The following is a 16,211-nucleotide window of genomic DNA, read 5'->3' as shown; positions in this document are numbered from 1 at the left end:
ACTCCCCGCGCTGCTCCTGAACCATCCTCACTGCGCGCTCACGCACCTCCGGCGAGAACTTGTTCGTCTTCTTCATGGCTCAATCCTCTCAGAGTGTTGAGCCTCCGCGAAAACCGGGGCGATTCACTTCTTGGTGTGCGTTTTGTGAAGAGCGGGGCTCGAGGTGTCCATTTGATCGGTTAGTGTCAAAATCTCCTCTGAGATCCAACCTAAATAGACTGGCGAGATGTCTCGCATCAGCGTCTGAGCCGTGCCGGTCCTAATGTTCCATACTTGAAAATATTCATGCTCTCAATGGCTCAAGAAGTTTCGATTGACCTTGGCGCGCGTAGCTACCGTATCGTCATTGGTGGTGGCTTGCTGGCTGAGCCGACCTCCTACGAAGGATTGCCCCGCGCCAGCGCTGCTCTGATTGTCAGTAACACCACTGTTGCGCCTCTCTATGCCGCTGCGCTGCGGAAGGCTCTGACGGGCCGCTATTCAAAAATTTATGAATTGCAACTGCCGGACGGTGAGGAGCATAAGAGCTGGCAGATCCTGCAGAGAATTTTTGATGTTTTGCTGGAACAGGGCTGTGATCGGAAGACTGTGTTGTTCGCATTGGGCGGTGGCGTAGTGGGTGACATGACGGGTTTTGCCGCTGCCAGCTACATGCGCGGTGTGCCTTTTGTGCAGGTCCCCACGACCCTGCTTTCGCAGGTGGATTCTTCAGTGGGAGGAAAGACCGGCATTAATCACCCGCTGGGGAAGAATATGGTGGGTGCTTTTTATCAGCCTCAGCGCGTGGTCTGTGATCTTGATGTGCTGGCTACGCTACCTGCACGTGAGTTCAGTGCAGGCTTGGCAGAAGTGATCAAGTACGGCCCGATTGCCGATATGGACTTCTTCGACTGGTTGGAGCGATCTATGGATGACCTCATGGCCCACGAAAGCGCTGCTCTCGCCCGTGCGGTTCGCCGCAGTTGCGAGATCAAGGCGGCCGTAGTGGGGGAGGATGAGCGCGAATCTGGTTTGCGCGCCGTTTTGAATTTTGGCCACACCTTTGGTCACGCCATTGAGGCTGGTATGGGCTACGGTGTCTGGTTACATGGAGAGGGAGTTGCGGCCGGGATGGTGATGGCTGCAGAGTTGTCGCGTCGGCTCGGGTTGGTGGACGAGATTTTTGTGGAACGTTTGGTGTCGTTGATCCGCCGGGCAGGTTTGCCGACACATGGGCCAATTCTGGATGACAAAAACAACGCATGGCGCTATCTACAGCTGATGCGCGGCGACAAAAAATCTGAGGCTGGTGAGATCAGGTTTGTTCTGATCGAAAGTCCCGGTAAGGCGGTGGTCCGCTCTGCCCCCGACGGCTTGGTGAGTGAGGTCATCGATGCCTGCTGCCGATGAGATTTCTGATGCAGTCAATTGAGTGGCTTTTTGAGATGTTCTTTGAATGGTGGCGGCTGTTTTGACCGCACCAACTGCCCTTGCTGTTTTCGCTTGCCATCCTGGCGCTACTCGAGGTCGGCGCTACACGGAGCAACCTGCCCCCACCCGAACCGAGTACCAGCGCGACCGCGATCGAATCGTGCATTCCACGGCTTTCCGTCGGCTTGTTTACAAGACCCAGGTATTTCTCAATCATGAGGGCGATCTGTTCCGTACGCGGTTGACCCATTCCTTAGAGGTTGCTCAACTGGGCCGTTCTATTGCCCGGTCGCTGCAGATCAACGAGGACTTGGTCGAGGCCATTTCGTTGGCCCATGATTTGGGGCATACGCCATTTGGGCATGCTGGGCAGGACGCCTTGAATGGCTGCATGGCCGACTTTGGTGGCTTTGAGCACAATCTTCAGAGTCTGAGGGTTGTGGATCAGTTGGAGGAGCGCTATCCGTTGTACGACGGACTGAACCTCACTTTCGAAACCCGCGAAGGAATTCTCAAGCATTGCTCGCGCACGCACGCTAGGCAGTTGGAAGAATTGGAGCCTGACGGAGTTGGCGCTCGGTTCTTGCGCAATGAGCGGCCAAGCCTGGAGGCTCAGTTGTGCAACCTGGCTGATGAGATTGCGTACAACGCGCATGACATTGATGACGGTGTACGTTCAGGGCTGATCACCCTTTCTCAGTTGCAGGATGTTCCCTTGTTCGATGCGTATCGCTGGTCAGCGCTGAGGGAGCATCCCGCTCTTGCCGAATTGTCGATGCACCGCCGGCTGTTGTACGAGGCGATCCGGCGGATGCTGAGTGCGCAGGTGTATAACGTGATCGACACCACAAAAGCGGCACTACGTGCGCACGCGCCTACCCATCCTGATGATGTGCGGATGCTCCCCGTCCTGGTGCGCTTCAGCGACGACATGCGCGAACGGTCCTCCGTGCTCAAGCAGTTTCTCTTCAGACATCTCTACCGGCATCCGCGAGTGATGGAGACCACCGGCCATGCCCAAGAAATTGTGCGCGAACTGTTTGGGGCTTACATCACCAATCCCCAAGAAATGAAAGCGGCGTTCGCCGCACAGGCGCTTGCGGGTGATGGGCTGGGGCGAGCACGGGCCGTGGCCGACTTTATTGCGGGGATGACGGATCGCTTTGCGGGGCGAGAGCATGAGCGCCTTACGGGGCGCCGACTGCTGCAGGAGTAGCAAGAAACTTCTCAGAGCCTGGTTACGATTTCCCTCGGCTCAGGGTGCAGCGCATCCTGATGACTGTAAGGTTTGTCCGCGCAGTCCCTCGAAGAGGGCATTCATGCACGCAATGGAGACGGCCTTGCAGAAAAGAGGGCGGTTGATTGAGTGAGTGATCGGTTCACTCGCCGACTCGGTGAAATGCCACTCATTTGTGAGCGTGCGTCGGTCGATCATATGGGGATCTGACACTGGTGTAGCTGCTGCCGCGCGATCGTCAGATGCACTGGGCCGATAAAATCCTCGTTCTATCTTCAGCGCTTCCGCGCGCGTTCATGACACCCTCCATCACTGCTGCTGACGCGGCGTCTCCTTCGCTTCCTTCCATTGAGCCCTATATTCATGACACCGTCAGGTGGCTGGAGAGGGCGGTGATTGGGTTGAATCTTTGTCCTTTTGCAAAGGCGGTTCATGTCAAAGGGCAGATTCACTATGTGGTGACGTTGGCTGCGACTACGCAGGAGGTGCTGGAACTGCTGCGCGAACAACTCGTGGAGCTGGCAAGCACCCCTGCAGAAGTCAGGGACACCACCTTGCTGGTGATGCCGCGCTGCCTGCAGGACTTTCTCGATTTCAATGACTTCCTGGGGGCGGCGGAGGATCTGCTGCACGCTCTGGGGTTAGAGGGCACGCTCCAGGTGGCGAGTTTTCACCCCCAGTTCCAGTTTGCGGGCACCGACGTGGACGACGTGACCAATTGCACCAACCGCTCCCCTTACCCCATGCTGCATTTGCTGCGAGAGAGCAGCATCGACCGTGCCGTGGAGGTGTACCCAGAGGCAGAGGCCATCTTTGAGCGCAACATGGAAGTGCTGGAGGGCATGGGCATGGTCGGCTGGCAGGCATTGGATGTCGGCCCCCACGGTGCTGAGGGCGAGAAGGTGGCTGTAAATACTGTCGGCGGCAGTGGTCAGCCAACACAAGGTGACGTCCTATGAAGCAACAAAAACCATCTTCGGTGACGGCCGGCCAGCGGGTCCGAGGCAAAGGTCAGCCCCAAAGCGAAGGCGCTGAACTGCAAGAATTGCGGCCCGGCCAATCCATCGAGCTGCTCAAGGAGCTGCACATTCTCACGCGCGAAGGGCGCCTCAATCAGGACTCGCGTCGCAAGCTCAAGCAGGTGTACCACCTGTTCAATTTCATCGAGCCCTTGCTGGCAGAGTTGCCCGTCCACGCTGGCGGCCCCACGCTCGCTGACCATGGGGCGGGCAAGTCCTATTTGGGCTTCATCCTGTACGACCTGTATTTCAAGGCGCTGGGACATGGACATATCTATGGGGTAGAGACCCGGGCCGAGCTGGTAGAGAAGTCGCGGGTGCTGGCCCAGCGCCTTCACTTTGAGCGGATGTCGTTCCTCAATCTGTCGGTGGCTGAATCGGCCGACGCCCGTGAGTTGCCTGCCCAGATTGATGTGGTTACGGCCTTGCACGCTTGCGACACCGCTACCGACGATGCGATTGCCTTTGGGCTGCAAAAGAAGGCGCGGGTCATGGTCCTGGTGCCCTGCTGCCAGGCGGAGATGGCGACCTGTCTGCGCCAAGGCAAGGCCCTGCAGTTGGCGCGCACGCCCTTGGCAGAGTTGTGGCGCCACCCTTTGCACACCCGCGAACTGGGCAGCCAGGTGACCAATGTGCTGCGCTGCCTGTACTTGGAGGCCAGTGGCTACCAGGTTACTGTGACCGAGCTGGTGGGGTGGGAGCACAGCATGAAGAATGAGCTCATCATTGCGCGATACACCGGACAGAAAAAACGCAGTGCAGCCGAACGATTGCGAGCGCTTCTCGGTGAATTTGGCTTGGAGCATGCCATGGGGGGACGGTTCGGCGTGGGCGCTGACCAGTCTTTGGCGGAGGACATGGTCACGCACTGATGATGGTGGCAAGAAGGCGCGCAAGGGTGTCCTGCCTGCCTACGCATCTGCGTTTCTTTGGTAGATGCAACCCATCGTCCGCTTCCATCGATTGAAAATCGGGGACAGGTCTATGATCGTGGATATCACATTCCTGATCAAGACCCATGGCCCGTTTGCCACGCCTGACCCTGCCGGGTCATTTGCACCACGTCATCCTGCGGGGTAACAATCGCCAGCCCATCTTTGACGGAGTGGAGGACTTCGACGCCCTGCTGGCATTGCTGGTGGACAGCGCGCAGAAATATGCAGTGGCCGTCCACGCCTATGTGCTGATGGACAACCACTTTCACCTGCTGGTCACGCCTGCTACGCCTGACGGGCTACCCCAGATGATGCAAGCGGTGGGGCGCCGGTACGTGCAATATTTCAACCGTCGGCATGCCCGTAGCGGAACCCTGTGGGAGGGCCGCTACCGTTCCACGATATTGCAGCCGGAACGGTACTTGCTGGCGTGCATGGTGTACCTAGATCTCAACCCTGTGCGGGCCGGACTGGTGCAGCAACCCACGGACTACCGCTGGTCCAGCCATGCTCACTGGCGCGGTTTGCGCAACGACCGGTGGTTGACGCCTCATGCGCTGTATTGGGCGCTGGGCAACACCCCGTTTGCGCGCGAAGCGACCTATGCGGCGCTGGTGCAGGCTGGCCTGGGAGCGTCGATGCAAACATCTCTGACCGATTCAGCACTCAGTGGGTGGGCCTTGGGCGATGCCGAATTCCTCGATGGACTGCAACAGCAGACCCCGCGTCGTGTGATCCGGGGAATGCCAGGCAGACCTCGAATTTCTGAAAACACATAAAAATCGGATGATGCGCCTATCGCATATAGATAGAGTGCTATATATTTTGACGTGTCCCCAATAATTTGGCAGCTCTGTTCTTGATTTGATAAATTGGGATCTGACCCCAATTAAATCACTTGCCAAAATATGCTGCAATGCACTAATCTCGGCATCCCTGCGAAAAATATGAGGAGTGCGCCATGACCACGGCTGCCGAGATCCAGCATCTGCAACAACACGGTTTGTATTCATCGGGTAACGAACACGACGCCTGCGGCCTCGGGTTTGTGGCCCACATCAAGGGCATCAAGCGCCACGACATCGTGACGCAGGCCCTGAAGATTCTGGAAAACATCGACCACCGTGGCGCTGTGGGGGCCGATCCGCTGATGGGCGACGGCGCCGGTATCCTGATCCAGATCCCCGACGCGCTGTACCGTGAAGAAATGGCCAAGCAAGGCGTGACCTTGCCAGCGTCTGGCGAATATGGCGTCGGCATGATCTTCTTGCCCAAGGAGCATGCCTCGCGTCTGGCTTGTGAGCAGGAGATGGAGCGTGCCATCAAGGCCGAAGGCCAGGTGCTGCTGGGCTGGCGCGATGTGCCGGTCAATGTGGACATGCCCATGTCGCCCACCGTGCGCAAGAAGGAGCCCATCCTGCGCCAGGTCTTCATCGGCCGTGGCAACGACGTGATCGTGCAGGACGCGCTGGAGCGCAAGCTGTACGTGATCCGCAAGACGGCCAGCGCCAATATCCAGGCCCTCAAGCTCAAGCACAGCAAGGAATATTACGTTCCGTCCATGTCCAGCCGCACCGTGGTCTACAAGGGCCTGCTGCTGGCCGACCAGGTGGGCGTGTACTACAAGGACCTGTCCGACGAGCGCTGCATCTCGGCCATCGGCCTGGTGCACCAGCGCTTCTCCACCAACACCTTCCCCGAGTGGCCGCTGGCCCACCCTTACCGCTATGTGGCGCACAACGGTGAAATCAACACCGTCAAGGGCAACTACAACTGGATGAAGGCCCGCGAAGGCGTGATGGCATCGCCCGTGCTGGCGGCCGACCTGCAAAAGCTGTACCCCATCAGCTTCGCCGACCAGTCCGACACCGCTACGTTCGACAACTGCCTGGAATTGCTGACCATGGCGGGCTACCCCATCAGCCAGGCCGTGATGATGATGATCCCCGAGCCCTGGGAGCAGCACACCACCATGGACGAGCGCCGCCGCGCCTTCTATGAATACCACGCCGCCATGCTCGAGCCCTGGGACGGCCCGGCCTCCATCGTGTTCACCGATGGCCGCCAGATCGGCGCCACGCTCGACCGCAACGGCCTGCGCCCCTCGCGCTACTGCATCACCGACGACGATCTGGTCATCATGGGCTCCGAGTCGGGCGTGTTGCCTGTGCCTGAGAACAAGATTGTGCGCAAGTGGCGCCTGCAGCCCGGCAAGATGTTCCTGATCGATCTGGAACAAGGCCGCATGATCGACGACGACGAGCTCAAAGCCAACGTCGTCAACACCAAGCCCTACAAGCAGTGGATCGAGAACCTGCGCATCAAGCTCGACAGCATCGAAGCCGGTGCCCAGGCGGCTGCGCCCCAGGCTGCTGACCTACCCCTGCTGGACCGCCAGCAGGCCTTTGGCTACACCCAGGAAGACATCAAGTTCCTGATGGCGCCCATGGCCAAGAACGGCGAAGAAGGCATCGGCTCCATGGGCAACGACAGCCCGCTGGCCGTGCTCTCGGGCAAGAACAAGCCGTTGTACAACTACTTCAAGCAGTTGTTCGCCCAAGTGACGAACCCGCCGATCGACCCGATCCGCGAGGCCATCGTGATGTCGCTCAACAGCTTCATCGGCCCCAAGCCCAACCTGCTGGACATCAACCAGGTCAACCCACCGATGCGGCTCGAGGTGAGCCAGCCCGTGCTCGACTTTGCCGACATGGCCAAGCTGCGCGACATTGCGCAGTACACCCAAGGCAAGTTCAAGAGCGCCACCATCGACATCACCTACCCGCTGGACTGGGGCCGTGAGGGCGTGGAAGCCAAGCTGGCCTCGCTGTGCGCACAGGCAGTGGACGCCATCAAGGGCGGTGCCAACATCCTGATCATCAGCGACCGCGCCGTGAGCGCCACGCAAGTGGCCATCCCCGCGCTGCTGGCCCTGTCGGCCATCCACCAGCACTTGGTGGGCGCAGGCCTGCGCACCACGGCAGGCCTGGTGGTTGAGACGGGCACCGCCCGCGAAGTGCACCACTTCGCCGTGCTGGCGGGTTACGGCGCCGAAGCTGTGCACCCCTACCTGGCCATGGAAACCCTGGCCGACATGCACAAAGAGCTGGGCGGCGATCTGTCGGCCGACAAGGCTATCTACAACTACGTCAAGGCGATTGGCAAGGGCCTGTCCAAGATCATGTCCAAGATGGGCGTGAGCACCTACATGTCCTACTGCGGCGCCCAGCTGTTCGAGGCCATCGGCCTCAACACGGAAACCGTGGGCAAGTACTTCACCGGCACCTCCAGCCGTGTGGAAGGCATCGGTGTGTTCGAAATCGCCGAAGAGGCCATCCGCATGCACAAGGCGGCGTTTGGCGACGACCCCGTGCTCGAAACCATGCTGGACGCTGGCGGTGAATACGCCTGGCGCGCCCGGGGTGAAGACCACATGTGGACGCCTGACGCGATTGCCAAGCTGCAGCACAGCACGCGCGCCAACAACTGGAACACGTACAAGGAATACGCCCAGCTGATCAACGACCAGAGCAAGCGCCACATGACGTTGCGCGGCCTGTTCGAATTCAAGATCGACCCAGCCAAGGCGATTTCGATCGATGAAGTCGAGCCCGCCAAGGAGATCGTCAAACGCTTTGCCACCGGCGCCATGTCGCTGGGCTCTATCAGCACCGAGGCGCACGCTACGTTGGCTGTGGCCATGAACCGCATTGGTGGCAAGAGCAACACCGGTGAGGGCGGTGAAGATGCAGCGCGCTACCGCAACGAACTCAAGGGCATCCCGATCAAGAAGGGTGACACGCTCAAGAGCGTGATCGGTGCAGAGAACGTCGAGGTCGATCTGCCCCTGCAGGACGGCGACTCACTGCGCAGCCGCATCAAGCAGGTGGCTTCAGGCCGCTTTGGTGTGACCGCTGAGTACCTGTCGTCGGCGGACCAGATCCAGATCAAGATGGCCCAGGGCGCCAAGCCTGGCGAAGGCGGTCAGCTGCCTGGCGGCAAGGTCTCCAACTACATCGGCAAGCTGCGCCACAGTGTGCCTGGTGTGGGCCTGATCTCGCCACCACCGCACCACGACATCTACTCCATCGAGGACTTGGCCCAGCTGATCCACGACCTGAAGAACGTGGCTCCGCACGCAGGCATCAGCGTCAAGCTGGTGTCTGAGGTGGGCGTGGGCACCATTGCAGCCGGTGTGGCCAAGTGCAAGAGCGACCACGTGGTGATCGCTGGGCACGACGGCGGCACGGGCGCTTCGCCTTGGTCTTCCATCAAGCATTGCGGCGGCCCGTGGGAAATTGGCCTGGCCGAAACCCAGCAGACCCTGGTGCTGAACCGCCTGCGCGGCCGCATTCGCGTGCAGGCCGACGGCCAGATGAAGACCGGCCGCGACGTTGCCATCGGCGCGCTGCTGGGTGCTGATGAGTTCGGCTTCGCCACCGCTCCGCTGGTGGTCGAGGGCTGCATCATGATGCGCAAGTGCCACCTGAACACCTGCCCCGTGGGCGTGGCCACGCAAGACCCCGAGCTGCGCAAGAAGTTCTCGGGCAAGCCCGAACATGTGGTGAACTACTTCTTCTTCATTGCAGAAGAAGTGCGCCAGATCATGGCCCAGCTGGGCATTCGCAAGTTCGACGACCTGATTGGACGCACCGACTTGCTCGACATGCGCCAGGGTCTGGAACACTGGAAGGCACGCGGTCTGGACTTCGGCCGCCTGTTTGCGCAGCCCAATGTGCCCGCCGACGTGCCGCGCTTCCATGTGGATGTGCAGGACCACAACATCGAACACACGCTGGACCGCAAGCTCATCGAGCGCAGCAAGCCCGCCATTGAAAAGGGCGAGCGCGTGCAGTTCATCGAAGTGGCCCGCAACGTGAACCGCTCGGTCGGCGCGATGCTGTCCGGCGCGGTCACCCGTGTACACCCAGAGGGCTTGCCCGATGACACCATCCGCATCCAGCTCGAAGGCACGGGGGGGCAGTCGTTCGGTGCGTTCCTCACGCGCGGCATCACGCTGTACCTGATTGGCGATGCCAACGACTACACGGGCAAGGGCCTATCGGGTGGGCGCGTCATCGTGCGCCCCAGCATCGACTTCCGCGGCGACGCGGTGCGCAACACCATCGTGGGCAACACCGTGATGTACGGCGCTACCACGGGTGAGGCGTTCTTCAGCGGCGTGGCCGGCGAGCGCTTTGCAGTGCGCTTGTCGGGTGCCACGACGGTGGTCGAAGGCACGGGCGACCACGGCTGTGAATACATGACCGGCGGCACCGTGCTGGTGCTGGGCAAGACCGGCCGCAACTTCGCAGCGGGCATGAGTGGTGGCGTCGCCTACGTCTACGACGAAGACGGCCAGTTCGACACCCGCTGCAACATGTCCATGGTCACGCTGGAGCGCATCCTGCCAGCGTCGGAGCAAGAGGCCACGGTGCCGCGCGCCATCTGGCACCACGGCCAGACGGACGAGGCCCAGCTCAAGAAGCTGCTGGAGGACCACAACCGCTGGACGGGCAGCAAGCGTGCGCGCGAACTGCTGGACAACTGGGCGGCATCGCGCGGCAAGTTCGTCAAGGTCTTCCCGACCGAGTACAAGCGTGCCCTGGCTGAAATTTATGAACAAAAAGTGCTGGAGGAGTCCGCTACACCAGCGGTAGCTGCTACCAAAAAAGAAGCGGTCCCTGCCAAGTAAGGCAGAGCCGTCAACCTTCGCACAGCATTCATAAACAAGGACACCGTCATGGGAAAAACTACCGGCTTCATGGAATACGAGCGCATCGAAGAGGGCTACAAGCCCGTTGCCGAGCGCTTGAAGCATTACAAGGAATTTGTCATCGGGCTCGATAGCGCCCAGGCCAAGGTACAGGGCGCGCGCTGCATGGACTGCGGCACGCCGTTCTGCAACAACGGCTGCCCGGTCAACAACATCATTCCGGACTTCAACGACCTGGTCTACCACCAGGACTGGAAGAGCGCGATCGAGGTGCTGCACAGCACCAACAACTTCCCTGAGTTCACCGGCCGCATCTGCCCCGCACCTTGCGAGGCGGCCTGCGTGCTCAACGTGAACGACGACGCCGTGGGCATCAAGTCCATCGAGCACGCGATCATCGACCGCGCCTGGGAAGAGGGCTGGGTCAAGCCCCGCCCCGCCAAGCACCAAACAGGCAAGAAGGTCGCCGTGGTGGGCTCGGGCCCTGCAGGCCTGGCAGCCGCCCAGCAGCTCGCACGCGCAGGCCACAGCGTCACGCTGTTTGAAAAGAACGACCGCGTGGGCGGCCTGCTGCGCTATGGCATTCCTGACTTCAAGATGGAGAAGTCGCACATCGACCGCCGCGCCAAGCAGCTCGAAGCCGAAGGCGTGGTCATCCGCACCAGCGTGTTCGTGGGCGCCGCCAAAGATGGCCTGGGCAAGGACTCCAAGGTCACCAACTGGGCCAAGGAGACCATCACGCCTGAGCAGTTGAACAAAGAGTTCGACGCCGTGCTGCTGACCGGTGGCGCCGAGCAATCGCGCGACCTGCCCGTGCCCGGCCGTGACCTCGATGGCATTCACTTCGCCATGGAGTTCCTGCCCCAGCAGAATAAGGTCAATGCAGGCGACAAGCTCAAGGGCCAGATCCTGGCCACGGGCAAACATGTCATCGTGATCGGTGGCGGCGACACCGGCAGCGATTGCGTGGGCACCAGCAACCGCCATGGCGCGGCCAGCGTAACCCAGTTCGAGGTGATGCCCCAGCCCCCCGAGGTGGAAAACCGCCCGCTGACCTGGCCTTACTGGCCGCTCAAGCTGCGCACCAGCTCCAGCCACGACGAAGGCTGCGTGCGTGAGTTCGCCATCTCCACCAAGGAGTTCACGGGCGAAAAGGGCAAGGTCAAGAGCCTGACCACCGTGCAGGTGGAGTTCAAGGACGGCAAGCTGGCCGAAATCCCCGGCACCGAAAAGCACTACCAGGCCGATCTGGTGCTGCTGGCCATGGGCTTTGTGAGCCCCGTGGCAGCGGTGCTTGACGCCTTTGGCGTGGACAAGGACGCCCGTGGCAATGCCCGCGCCACCACAGAGTTCGACGGCGGTTATGCCACCAACGTACCCAAGGTGTTTGCGGCGGGTGACATCCGCCGGGGCCAGTCGCTGGTGGTCTGGGCCATCCGCGAAGGCCGCCAGGCCGCCCGTGCGGTGGATGAGTTCCTGATGGGATACTCGGACCTGCCACGCTGATCCTGCGCATTGCGCACTCTCCAAGCAACGGCGCCTTCGGGCGCCGTTTGCGTTGACGGGGGCTTTGAAGGCGGGGCAATGGCCGGGCGCCAGCCTTTTGGATGCTTTGTTGGCACAATCACAGGTTCTGTCAATCCGGGCTTGCCTCGGTCCCGCACGACGCGGGGCTGCTACCAGGTGTGATTTTCTTTACAAACATGCATGAATGTATGTTTGTGTCTTCGGCTACCATCTGCGCTCCATTTTCTTGGGAGGGCGGGTGCCGTTTTGGCAGTCCTGAGTTTCAACATCCATTTTTGGCATGGCCGAGTCCACATTTCTTGCCGAGTTGCGCAACGTCACGTTTTCGTACGGTGACCGCGTGATCCTGCGCGACGTGACACTGGCGGTGCCGCGTGGCAAGGTCACGGCGCTGATGGGTGCGTCGGGTGGTGGCAAGACCACTGTGCTGCGGCTGATTGGTGGTCAGCACAAGGCCCAGAGCGGCCACGTGTTGGTCAACGGCCAGGATGTGGGGCGCATGGATGTGCAGGCTTTGTACGCCGCGCGCCGGCGCATGGGCATGTTGTTCCAGTTCGGCGCGCTGTTCACCGACCTGAGCGTGTTTGAGAACGTGGCGTTTCCGCTGCGTGAGCACACCGATTTGTCCGAGGACCTGATCCGTGATGTCGTGCTGATGAAGCTGCATGCGGTGGGCCTGCGCGGTGCCCGCGATCTGATGCCCAGCCAGATCTCCGGTGGCATGGCGCGCCGCGTGGCGCTGGCCCGCGCGATCGTGCTGGACCCGGAACTGGTCATGTACGACGAGCCCTTTGCGGGCCTGGACCCTATCTCGCTGGGCACGGCGGCGCAGTTGATCCGCCAGCTCAATGACGCAATGGGGCTCACCAGCATCGTGGTGTCGCATGACCTGGAAGAGACTTTCCGCCTGGCGGACCACGTGATCATTCTGGGCGAAGGTGTTGTGGCAGCACAAGGCTCACCCGAGGAGGTGCTCGCCAGCCGTGACCCGCTGGTGCACCAGTTCGTCAATGCCCTGCCCACCGGCCCGGTGCCTTTCCATTACCCCGGCCCGGCCGTGGCCGAGGATTTCGGACCGGTAGGAGGGCGTGCGCTGTGAGCTGGTACAAACCCGCCGACGTTGGCTTTGCCGTGCGCCACAAGTTGGCGGACATTGGCATGGGGGCGCGGCTGTTCGGGCGGCTGGTGCGGCTGCTGGGCGCGACCTTGATGCGGCCCTCTCTGGTGCGCGACCAGGTGCATTTTCTGGGCAACTATTCGCTGGCCATCATTGCCGTGTCGGGCCTGTTCGTTGGGTTTGTGCTGGGGTTGCAGGGGTACTACACATTGCAGCGCTATGGCTCGTCTGAGGCCTTGGGCCTGCTGGTGGCCTTGAGCCTCGTGCGCGAGCTGGGCCCCGTGGTCACCGCGCTGTTGTTTGCGGGCCGCGCAGGCACTTCGCTTACAGCCGAAATTGGCCTCATGCGCGCGGGCGAGCAGCTCAGCGCCATGGAGATGATGGCGGTGGACCCGGTGCAGCGCATCCTGGCGCCTCGTTTCTGGGCCGGGGTGATCACCATGCCGCTGCTGGCAGCCGTGTTCAGTGCCGTGGGGGTGATCGGTGGTTGGATCGTGGGGGTACTCATGATCGGCATCGACCCCGGGGCGTTCTGGAGCCAGATGCAGGGTGGGGTGGATGTCTGGAAGGACCTGGGCAACGGCGTGCTCAAGAGTGTGGTCTTTGGCTTCACGGTAACTTTTGTGGCGCTGCTGCAGGGCTATGTGGCCAAGCCCACCCCCGAGGGGGTGTCGCGCGCCACCACACGCACGGTGGTCATGGCGTCTTTGGCGGTGTTGGCACTGGACTTCGTGCTCACCGCGCTGATGTTCAGTATCTGACGCTGGCTGTGCTGGCAGTTCTAGGAATCAAACGTATGCAACGCTCCAAAAACGATCTGTGGGTAGGGCTCTTCGTGATGCTGGGCGCAGTGGCACTGGTGTTTCTGGCGCTGCAGTCGGCCAACCTGCTGAGCCTGCAATTCCATTCGGGCTACCGCGTCACCGCGCGGTTTGACAACATCGGCGGTCTCAAGCCCCAGGCGGCGGTGCGCAGCGCCGGTGTGCTCGTCGGGCGTGTGGAGTCCATCACGTTCGACGACAAGACCTTCCAGGCGCGGGTCACGCTGGCCATGGAAGACCGCTATGCGTTTCCCAAGGACAGCTCCCTCAAGATCCTGACCAGCGGGCTGCTGGGCGAGCAGTACATCGGGATTGAAGCCGGTGCCGACGAGAAGAACCTGGCGGCGGGCGACATGATCACGTCCACCCAGTCGGCGGTGGTGCTTGAGAACCTCATTGGACAATTTCTTTACAGCAAAGCCGAAGACGGCGGAAAGCCTGCTGGGGCAGGTGGCAAAAAATGACGAATTCACTCCACACACTCCGCGCCTGCATTGCAGGCGACAGGTTGTCGATTTCCCGCCTGGCAGCGGGCCTGGCATGGCTGCTGGGTGCCGTGCTGCTCACCGGATGCGCCACGGTGGCCAACCCCGACCCCCGTGACCCGCTGGAGTCTTACAACCGCAGCATGACCAACTTCAATGAACAGGTCGATGCCATGGTGCTCAAGCCCGTGGCGACGGCTTACCAGGAGGTCACGCCCGCCCCGGTCCGCACCGGGGTCAGCAATTTCTTCGGGAACCTGGGCGACGTCTGGTCGTTCGTGAACAACGTGCTGCAGCTGCGCGGCGAAGCTGCTGCATCCAGCTTCATGCGCGTCAACGTGAACACCTTCATGGGCCTGGGAGGACTGCTGGACATCGCCAGCGAGCTGGGCATCGACCGCTACAAGCAGGACTTCGGCCTGACGTTGGGTCGCTGGGGCGTTGGCACGGGGCCTTATCTCATGCTGCCCATCCTGGGGCCCTCCACCGTGCGTGATACGTTCGCGCTGCCTGTGGACATGAAGGGCAACGTGGTGAGCTACGTGGACCCGGTCTCTGCCCGCAACTCGCTGTACGCGCTGCGCGCCGTAGAGGTGCGCTCCAACCTGCTGCGCGCGGGCTCGGTGCTCGACAGCGCTGCCCTGGACAAGTACAGCTTTACGCGCGACGTCTACCTGCAGGTGCGCAGCCGCGCGGGGGATGCGCAAAACGCAGACGGCAAGGACGACGGCAGCTCCAGCAACGGCGTGCTGCCTGAAGAGCCTGCCCGCTGATGTGATGACGGGCTGGGTACAACGCGCTGCCTCGGGCCATGGTGCTGTTGCACTTGCTTGCAACCCGCAACCGCTGCGACGCATGCCGGTCGGCACAGACCTCCACAATGATTTGACGGGCACAAGCCCGCACCGATGAAAGCCAAGAAGATGATGAACCGACGTTCCCTGGGGCGCACTGCCCTTTGCCTGGCAGCCAGTGCCATGTTGACCCTGCCGCTGTCTGCCCTGGCGGCCGACGAGGCGCCTGACGCCCTCATCAAGCGCCTGTCCGCCGATGTGCTGAGCACGGTGAAGTCCGACAAGGCCATCCAGGCCGGTGACCTGAGCAAGGTGATTGCGCTGGTCGATAAAACCGTGATGCCTAACGTCAACTTCCGTCGCATGACAGCCGCCGCCGTGGGCCCCGGCTGGCGCCAGGCCACGCCCGAGCAGCAAAAACGCCTGCAGGACGAGTTCAAGGTTCTGTTGGTGCGCACGTATGCCGGTGCGTTGGCCCAGGTCAATGACCAGACCATCCAGGTCAAGCCTTTGCGCGCGGCGGCCGAGGACAAGGACGTGCTGGTGCGCACCGAGATCGTGGGCCGTGGCGACCCCATCCAGCTCGACTACCGCCTGGAAAAAACACCGGGCGACGGAGCGGGCTGGAAGATCTACAACCTCAACGTGCTCGGCGTTTGGCTGGTGGAAACCTACCGAGGCCAGTTCGCGCAGGAGATCAATGCCAAGGGCATCGATGGCCTGATCGACACCCTGGCAGCGCGCAACAAGACCAACGCGGCTTCTGCCAAGGGCTGAGAGCCCTAGCGACCATGCTGGTGCTACCCCCTGAACTCACCCACCGCCAGGCCACGGCCTGCCTGCACATGCTCAAGCAGGGGCTGCGGGTGCACCGCGACAGCACGGTGGTGGTGGATGCCCGTGCGCTGACGGTGTTTGACACCTCGGCCTTGGCCGTGCTGCTGGAATGCCGGCGCGAAGCCTTGTCCGAGGGCAAGCAATTTGCGGTGCAGGGCATGCCTCCCGCCTTGGCGGGCATGGCCGGGCTGTACGGGGTGGACGCCCTGCTGGCTCCGGCGCATTGATTGCCGGTTTGTGCGGCGCCGCCCGGCAGAGTTGTCGGCGCGGTTGGCACAGGCCTGGGGCACCTGCCAAAGGCCATTACACCAGC

At 61.6% G+C, this 16,211-nt stretch carries 13 protein-coding genes; all 13 read left to right on the top strand.

All coding sequences use genetic code 11. The features are described 5' to 3' along the window. Positions 1 to 285: 285 nt before the first annotated feature. The 13 genes from aroB (at position 286) to OIN59_RS19010 (ending at position 16,125) form a co-directional block, all read left to right on the top strand. Positions 286 to 1,389 carry a 3-dehydroquinate synthase gene (gene aroB / locus OIN59_RS19070; protein WP_274112780.1) on the top strand — a complete coding sequence of 368 codons (1,104 nt, stop codon included), beginning with the start codon at positions 286 to 288 and terminating at the stop codon, positions 1,387 to 1,389. A gap of 46 nt (positions 1,390 to 1,435) precedes the next feature. Continuing rightward, positions 1,436 to 2,626, top strand: coding sequence for a deoxyguanosinetriphosphate triphosphohydrolase (locus OIN59_RS19065; protein WP_274112778.1), 1,191 nt, complete (start codon positions 1,436 to 1,438; stop codon positions 2,624 to 2,626). Between the two features lie 317 nt (positions 2,627 to 2,943). Then, positions 2,944 to 3,606, top strand: coding sequence for a DUF1415 domain-containing protein (locus OIN59_RS19060; protein ID WP_274112776.1), 663 nt, complete (start codon positions 2,944 to 2,946; stop codon positions 3,604 to 3,606). Then, entirely contained in the window at positions 3,603 to 4,538 is a 936-nt protein-coding gene (locus OIN59_RS19055; RefSeq protein ID WP_274112774.1) for a class I SAM-dependent methyltransferase, read from the top strand. The genes OIN59_RS19060 and OIN59_RS19055 overlap by 4 nt, the downstream gene beginning before the upstream one ends. 146 nt (positions 4,539 to 4,684) lie before the next feature. Continuing rightward, positions 4,685 to 5,380: an REP-associated tyrosine transposase gene (locus tag OIN59_RS19050; protein ID WP_274112772.1), complete on the top strand. Its 696-nt coding sequence runs from the start codon at positions 4,685 to 4,687 to the stop codon at positions 5,378 to 5,380. Positions 5,381 to 5,562: 182 nt separating this feature from the next. Beyond that, positions 5,563 to 10,296, top strand: coding sequence for a glutamate synthase-related protein (locus OIN59_RS19045; RefSeq protein WP_274112770.1), 4,734 nt, complete (start codon positions 5,563 to 5,565; stop codon positions 10,294 to 10,296). 48 nt (positions 10,297 to 10,344) lie between these two features. Continuing rightward, positions 10,345 to 11,823 (top strand): glutamate synthase subunit beta, encoded by a 1,479-nt coding sequence (locus OIN59_RS19040; RefSeq protein WP_274112768.1) that lies wholly within the window; start codon positions 10,345 to 10,347, stop codon positions 11,821 to 11,823. A 301-nt stretch (positions 11,824 to 12,124) separates the two neighbouring features. Beyond that, positions 12,125 to 12,943, top strand: a complete 819-nt coding sequence (locus OIN59_RS19035; RefSeq protein ID WP_274112766.1) for an ABC transporter ATP-binding protein — start codon at positions 12,125 to 12,127, stop codon at positions 12,941 to 12,943. Next, entirely contained in the window at positions 12,940 to 13,722 is a 783-nt protein-coding gene (gene mlaE, locus OIN59_RS19030; RefSeq protein ID WP_274112764.1) for a lipid asymmetry maintenance ABC transporter permease subunit MlaE, read from the top strand. The genes OIN59_RS19035 and mlaE overlap by 4 nt, the downstream gene beginning before the upstream one ends. Positions 13,723 to 13,757: 35 nt before the next feature. Beyond that, positions 13,758 to 14,246 carry an outer membrane lipid asymmetry maintenance protein MlaD gene (gene mlaD, locus OIN59_RS19025; protein ID WP_274112762.1) on the top strand — a complete coding sequence of 163 codons (489 nt, stop codon included), beginning with the start codon at positions 13,758 to 13,760 and terminating at the stop codon, positions 14,244 to 14,246. Next, positions 14,243 to 15,040: an MlaA family lipoprotein gene (locus OIN59_RS19020; protein WP_274112760.1), complete on the top strand. Its 798-nt coding sequence runs from the start codon at positions 14,243 to 14,245 to the stop codon at positions 15,038 to 15,040. The genes mlaD and OIN59_RS19020 overlap by 4 nt, the downstream gene beginning before the upstream one ends. 150 nt (positions 15,041 to 15,190) lie before the next feature. Next, positions 15,191 to 15,838 carry an MlaC/ttg2D family ABC transporter substrate-binding protein gene (locus OIN59_RS19015; RefSeq protein ID WP_274112788.1) on the top strand — a complete coding sequence of 216 codons (648 nt, stop codon included), beginning with the start codon at positions 15,191 to 15,193 and terminating at the stop codon, positions 15,836 to 15,838. A 14-nt stretch (positions 15,839 to 15,852) separates the two neighbouring features. Further along, positions 15,853 to 16,125, top strand: coding sequence for an STAS domain-containing protein (locus tag OIN59_RS19010; RefSeq protein WP_274112758.1), 273 nt, complete (start codon positions 15,853 to 15,855; stop codon positions 16,123 to 16,125). Positions 16,126 to 16,211: the final 86 nt, after the last annotated feature.

The sequence above is a fragment of the Acidovorax benzenivorans genome, assembly GCF_028680575.1.
GTDB classification, from domain to species: Bacteria; Pseudomonadota; Gammaproteobacteria; order Burkholderiales; family Burkholderiaceae_C; genus Acidovorax; species Acidovorax benzenivorans.
The sequence above is the reverse complement of the archived record's forward strand: the minus strand, read 5'-3'. Positions and strand labels throughout refer to the sequence as shown.